Annotated in this window: 3 protein-coding genes; all 3 read right to left on the bottom strand. The window is 43.9% G+C overall.

Annotated elements, in window-relative coordinates:
- Positions 1-464 precede the first annotated feature (464 nt).
- Genes CWC28_RS20755 through CWC28_RS20745 form a run of 3 tightly spaced genes read right to left on the bottom strand, consistent with a single transcriptional unit; the run spans position 465 to position 6,252 of the window.
- Entirely contained in the window at positions 465-3,545 is a 3,081-nt protein-coding gene (locus CWC28_RS20755; RefSeq protein ID WP_105181204.1) for an efflux RND transporter permease subunit, read from the bottom strand.
- Entirely contained in the window at positions 3,545-4,843 is a 1,299-nt protein-coding gene (locus CWC28_RS20750) for an efflux RND transporter periplasmic adaptor subunit (protein WP_063703509.1), read from the bottom strand. Before CWC28_RS20750 ends, CWC28_RS20755 begins: the two co-directional genes overlap by 1 nt.
- Before the next feature lie 2 nt (positions 4,844-4,845).
- Positions 4,846-6,252: an efflux transporter outer membrane subunit gene (locus CWC28_RS20745; RefSeq protein WP_063703506.1), complete on the bottom strand. Its 1,407-nt coding sequence runs from the start codon at positions 6,250-6,252 to the stop codon at positions 4,846-4,848.
- Positions 6,253-6,407: the final 155 nt, after the last annotated feature.

Here is a 6,407-nt window from a genome sequence, read left to right as displayed (position 1 = left end):
CGCGCGAAATAAATTTCACGCCTACGGCACCGGGTTTAGCCATAGCAATGTGCGGGCACAATCTAACTTTACTCTTTCCCCTCGCTAACTCGCTAACTTATTTGTTTTATCTGATAGCTGACGGCTTCAAACGTTGGGTTTCGCTCTGCTCTAACTAACCTACGAGCTAATGAGTCAAGCACTGTAGGTCGTCATTTATGGCGACACATAATCGCTAACATTGACGGGCTAAAGCCCGACCTACGACTCACCCGTTATTTAAGAAATATCGCGCGAAATAAATTTCACGCCTACGGTATCGGGTTTAGCCATAGCAATGTGCTGGCACAATCTAACTTTACTCTTTCCCCTTTCTAACTTGCTAACTTTTTTGTTCTGATAGCTGACGGCTGAAAGCTGATAGCTCCTATGCGTTGGGTTTCATTTCACTCTACCCAACACACATATTTTCAACCTATCGCCCCCTACTTAAACCATCCCTGAAAGCGCTCCATTAATAGGTAATTAACAGGCACTAATAGTAAGGTGATAAGCGTTGCGAAGATGATCCCAAAGCCCAGGCTTACGGCCATTGGAATAAGGAATTGCGCTTGCGTTGCTTTTTCAAATAACAGCGGCATTAAACCAATAAAGGTGGTTAAACTGGTTAGCATTACTGGGCGAAAACGTGCCGCACCGGCAAGCTTAACGGTTTCAAGTAAATCGCCGCCCTCTTCACGCTTCTTATTGATAAAATCGACCAATACTAGTGAGTCATTCACTACAACACCTATTAAGGCAAGCATGCCAAGTAGGCTCATAATGGTTAACTCCATGCCCATTACCCAGTGACCCATTACCGCACCTATCATGCCAAACGGAATAACACTCATCACAATTAATGGCTGCATATATGATTTAAACGGTATCGCTAATAACGCATAAATAATAAAGAATACAAACACCAGACCCCAAGCGAGTGAACCAAATGATTCTCGCTGCTCTTTAGCTTCACCTTCGAGCGAGTAATCAACGCCTGGGTATTGCACCATTAGCTCATCTAAGTAGGTTTTTAAGTCTGCTTGCAGTACCGTCATATTAGTATTTGATTTTTCAACATCGGCTGTCACATTCAACGTACGATAGCGATCAATACGATAAATAGACGATGGACTTTGCCCCGGTACTAAGGTTGCCACATGCGACAATGGCACTGTGCCACCCGTTGGGGTTTTAATTAAAATATCAGTTAAATCAGCAACTGAGCGACGTTCTTCAATTGGCAAACGCACCATTACACGCACATCATCACGACCACGTTGAATACGTTGAACTTGCGCACCAAAGAACGAATTACGCACTTGCTGCGATACATCAACACGGTTTAAACCAAGTGCCAAACCTTGCTCTGTTAGCTCAATTTGCAGCTCGTCTTTACCATCTGACATGCTATCAGCAATTTCGTACACAGTTGGGTAAGTTGCTAAACGCTCTTTTACCTTTTCTGCCACAGCTTCAAGGGTGTCGATTGAGCTGCCGCTTAGCTGTACATCAATAGGGTCTGAACTGCGACCAAATTCAGCACGGAAAGTCACACTCTCTGCGCCCGGTATAATACCGATAAGGTCACGCCATTCACTGGCAAGCTCTCGAGAGCCAATATCTGATTCACGTTTTTCGGCTGGTGTGATTTCAAAGCGCACACTACCTGTATTTGACGAACCACCTCGGCCACCCGTGGTTGCCAAAATATTTAAAATCACGCTTTGGCCATCTTCATCACGATACTTGTCTTGTAGCTCTTTGGCCTTATCTGACATATCGATGATGTACTTGTTGGTCACTTCAAACGGTGTTCCAGCAGGGAATGTTAGCTCTGCGCGAACAGTTTCACTTGGAATACGCGGGAAGAATATAAACTTTGTCCAACCGCTGGTGATCAGGGTCAAAATGATAAAGAAAATACCTACGAACAAGCTGACCGTTGCTAATTTATTCTTTAGCGCAACATTTAGTAGCGGCTGATAGTACTTCATAATGGCGTGTTCAAAGCCATCGGCAAAACGCTGCTGAAACTGCTGCAGTTTTGACGGATTTGCTTTTTCACTACGTAGTTTTAAGTACTTTAAGTGAGCCGGCAGAACAAATTTAGACTCAATTAAAGAGAACAGTAATACCGGAATAACAACAACAGGAATTTGCGCAAATAAAGCACCACGGTTACCTTCGATAAAAGCTAATGGTAAAAATGCAGCAACCGTTGTAAGTACACCAAAGGTAACGGGTGTCGCAACTTCTTGCGTACCACGAATAGCAGCTTGTTCACCATTTTCGGCTGTTTTTAGGTGGGTGTAGACGTTTTCACCGGTCACAATGGCATCATCAACAACAATACCGAGTACCAAAATAAAGCCGAATAAACTCATTACATTGAGCGTAATACCAAAAATTGGCATCGCTAAAAACGCGCCCATGAATGACACAGGGATACCAATAAACACCCAAAACGCAATAGCAGGACGCAAGAACAAGGTAAGTAATGCAAGAACTAAAATACCACCTTGAATAGCATTGGTTGTTAGCGTCGCAATACGGCTTTTTACGATTTCAGAGTCGTCATCCCAAAAGCTTAACTCAAACCCTTCAGGCAGCTGGCTTTGATGCTCGGTAATGTAATTTTTTACTGCGTCAGCAACTTCAATCGCACTTTGCGGACCAATACGGTACACATCAATAAACGCCGCTTGCTTACCATTGAAGCGAGTACGAACTGGGGTTTCTTCGAAGTCATCGGTAATACGGGCAATGTCGCCTAAGCGAATAATGGTACCATCAGCTTGGTACTTCACCACAACTTGAGCAAACTCATCTTTACGATAGGCTTGGCCTTTTGAGCGAATGAGTACATCACCCCCTTCCGTTTTTAAGTTACCAGCAGAAACATCGGTACTTGAATTACTAATTGCTGAAGAAATGTCCGATAAGCGTAAATCGTATTGGCGCAATGTATCTTGGCTTACTTCAATAGCAATTTCGTAATCTCGCACCCCACTTAGCTCTACCTGAGTGATTTCTGGCAAGCGTAATAAGTCATCACGTACATGTTCGGCATATTCTAAGGTTTCTTTTTCGCCGTATTCACTCGACACAGTAACCGCTATTACCTCACGAGTGCGCTGCGCGAGTGCCACAACTGGTTTTTCGGCATCAACCGGAAAAGTATTGATGGCATCAACCCGGCTTTTAATATCGGCTAATAGCTCCCGTGGGTCATAGCCGGTATCGACTTCAATTGATACAGAGGCAGAACCTTCTGATGAGCGGCTAGTGATACGCTTGATCCCTTCGAGATCTTGCACCGCTTCTTCAATACGGATAGCGACACCTTTTTCAACATCTTCAGGTGTTGAGCCACGTAGGGTAACACTTACACTAATGCGGTCTGCTTCAAATGACGGGAACACTTCGAGTGGTATTTGCGTCGATACGCTAAATAGCCCCGCTAATAAAATGCTGATCAGCAATAAGTTTGCTGCAACATGATTCTTTGTAAACCAAGCTATCATTATTGCGCTCCTTGCTCACGAGCAGCGCGGCGTTGTTCAATTAGTTTTTCAACTGTAATACCTTGCTCTTTTGCTTGCTTTTCAAGCTCTTCACGGCTTGGACGCTGTGCTTTACCACGTGTAGCTTGATACGCTTCGCTTCCCATTACCGTCACTTGGGTACCTGAGCTAACTTGTCCAAGCGGTGTAATCACTAAGTGATCCCCTGCTGATAAGCCTTCGGCTACCATGGCATGATTAGCGTTTTGCCAAGCTAGTGAGATATTTTTACGGCGCAACACACCTTGCTCTTCAACATACACATAAGTGCCTTGGTAAATTGCGCTGTTTGGGATCACAATGGCATTTTCAACCGCCTTGCCAGTAATTTGCGCTTTGATGTACTGACCAATTTTAATTGGGTATTGATTCGCAGAAGTGGCTTTGTAAGGGTCATTAATTTGTGCAACCACGTAAAGCTGCTGAGCGCTTTCATCAATGGCGCCTTCGGTGCGAATAACTTGACCTTGCCATTGCTGTTTACCAACGAGATCTGAGCTAAATTTAACGAGTGAACCAGCGCTATTTTTAGCACCATCACGAAATTGTTCTGGTAAGTTAATGAACGGCAGATCTTTATTTTTGATTGGTAAGCGAATTTCAACACGGTCAATCGCATAAATGCTGGCAAGTTCCATGTTATTACTCACCACTTGCCCTAAGTCTACGCTGCGACTTAAAACTCGCCCCGCGTATGGTGCCGTGATTTTTGTACGCTCTAAATCAAGTTTCGCTTTTTCAAGCGTCGCTTGGGCAGACAATACACTTGCTTCGGCTGCTGCAAGTTGTGGCTTACGCAATACCAGGCTACTTGCTTGTTCGCCCTTGCCTAAGCGCTCCCAATCGGTAACTGCTTGGCGACCACGAGCTTGCTCTTCGAGTAGGCTTTGCTCAGCGGTTAATAAAGCCGCTTGTGCTGATTTTACTTCAGCGCGGTGATCTCTATCATCTAGTTGCAACAACACATCGCCTTTTTCGAAAAAGCCACCTTCACGAAATTGCTCACTAATTTCGATAATTTGCCCTGAAGCCTGCGCGACTAGCATACTTTGCGTGCGTGGCTTTACGGTGCCAAAACTATCAATCATCACCTGATAGGTTTCTGGTGTTAGGGTTTTAACAGCCACATTCACTTTTGCTTTTGGCGGTGAAGAAAAGCGGTTTGCTTGAGGCGGATTGCCTTTTATAAACATGATAAGCAGTACCGTCACAACGATCACTACCAATGGAATTAAAATTTTACGTGTCTTGCTATTCATGATTATTGCTCTGCTACTTCGCTGTTTGCTTCACTAAAATCACCACCAAGGGCAATATGTAAGTTGATTCTGTTGATAATTAATTGGTTTTTAATTTCGATTACCGAGCTTTGCGCATTAAACGAACGGTCTTGTGCATCGAGTACCGTGGTGTAGGTAACCAAACCACTTTGATATTGTTCAAACGCTAATGCCTCTGCGGTAATGGCATTTTCTTGCGCTTCTAAGGTTTTTTCGTAGCGTACTTTAAGCGCTTGCTCTTGGCTGATGGCTGTTTCAACATCGTTAAAGGCATCATAAAGTGTGGCAAGATAAGCCTGCTCTTGGCGCTTAACGTTTAGCCTTGCTTGTTCTTCATTGGCTTTTAAGCGGCCACCTTCAAAAAGCGGCATCGAAATACTACCAATCAGCGACCACGCTAAGCTTGAAGGCGAAAATAAGTCGCTCACTCTATCTGTGCTATCACTCATTGATGCAGAAAGATTCAAGCTCGGAAAACGCTGTTTATGCGCATAAGCAAGACCAGCATCGGTGCTAAGTAATTGATACCAGCTTGCCATTAACTCAGGTTTGCGAGTAATAAGCTCTGAAGGTAAACCAAGCGGAATGGCACTATCGAGTAGTGGTAAATCTGCGCTAACGCTTAACGCGCCAGTTGGGTATTGGCCTGTTAAACGCTCTAAATCACGAATCGATTTAGTTAACGTTGCTTGCTGCGCCGCAATGTTCGAGCGCTCAGTGTTTAGCTCATTACGAGCAAGATAAACATCAAGCGCTTCATTTAAACCTTGGCGATAACCCGACTCAATAATATCTAAATTTTTCTCAGCGTTTTGCTCACGCTGCTTATATAGCTCAAGTAATTTGTGGTTCGTAATAACATCAAACCAACCCGCTACCACATCAGCGACTAATTGTTGTTTGCTTTGTGCAAAGGTGGCTTTTTCAGCTAGGTATTCAAGATTTGCTTGTCGTTCTGAAGCTGATAATTTACCCCATAAATCAACTTCGTAGCTTAATTCTAATGACGCTGAGCTGGCGTTGTTATAACTAACAGGGCGGTTATCTTTACTACGACTCGCACGTGTTGATAAATCAAGGCTTGGCCATAAATCTGCCCCAGCAGCAATAAGCTGCTGCTCTTTAATCGCAACATCGTAACCTGCTTGTAAAATAGCTTGATTATGGGCTAATGCTTGCTCAACTAAAGTAAAAACTTGAGGGTCGTGTAATTGCTGCAACCAGTTATCTTCAACAGCAAGCGCCTTATCGCCCGAAGGGAGTTGCTGCCATGCACCCGGTACAGTCTCAAGTTCAGCAACTCGTTCATTGTGAGTCGGCTGGCTCGCACATGCACTTAGCAAAATTACACTTAAAGCCAATAAACTCGGCTTATATTGCCAATTCATTCTAAAAACCTGAAAAACATCTATTTATGAGTGTAATTCAAGCACCACGTTAAGTTTTGCTCAACTGACTTTACATAACATTACACTGCCTGACATTTGGGGACGATGAATGGTAGATAAATGGAGATAAGTTACAAGTTGCGAGTTGCGAGTTG

This window comes from Pseudoalteromonas sp. S4492, from assembly GCF_005886115.1.
In the GTDB taxonomy this organism is placed as follows: Bacteria; Pseudomonadota; Gammaproteobacteria; order Enterobacterales; family Alteromonadaceae; genus Pseudoalteromonas; species Pseudoalteromonas gelatinilytica.
This window is presented reverse-complemented; position numbering and strand designations above follow the sequence as displayed.

Excerpts from the sequence above, each read along its gene's own strand:
- CWC28_RS20755 (WP_105181204.1), bottom strand. The coding sequence starts at position 3,545 with ATGATAGCTTGGTTTACAAAGAATCATGTTGCAGCAAACTTATTGCTG.
- CWC28_RS20750 (WP_063703509.1), bottom strand. The coding sequence starts at position 4,843 with ATGAATAGCAAGACACGTAAAATTTTAATTCCATTGGTAGTGATCGTT.
- CWC28_RS20745 (WP_063703506.1), bottom strand. The coding sequence starts at position 6,252 with ATGAATTGGCAATATAAGCCGAGTTTATTGGCTTTAAGTGTAATTTTG.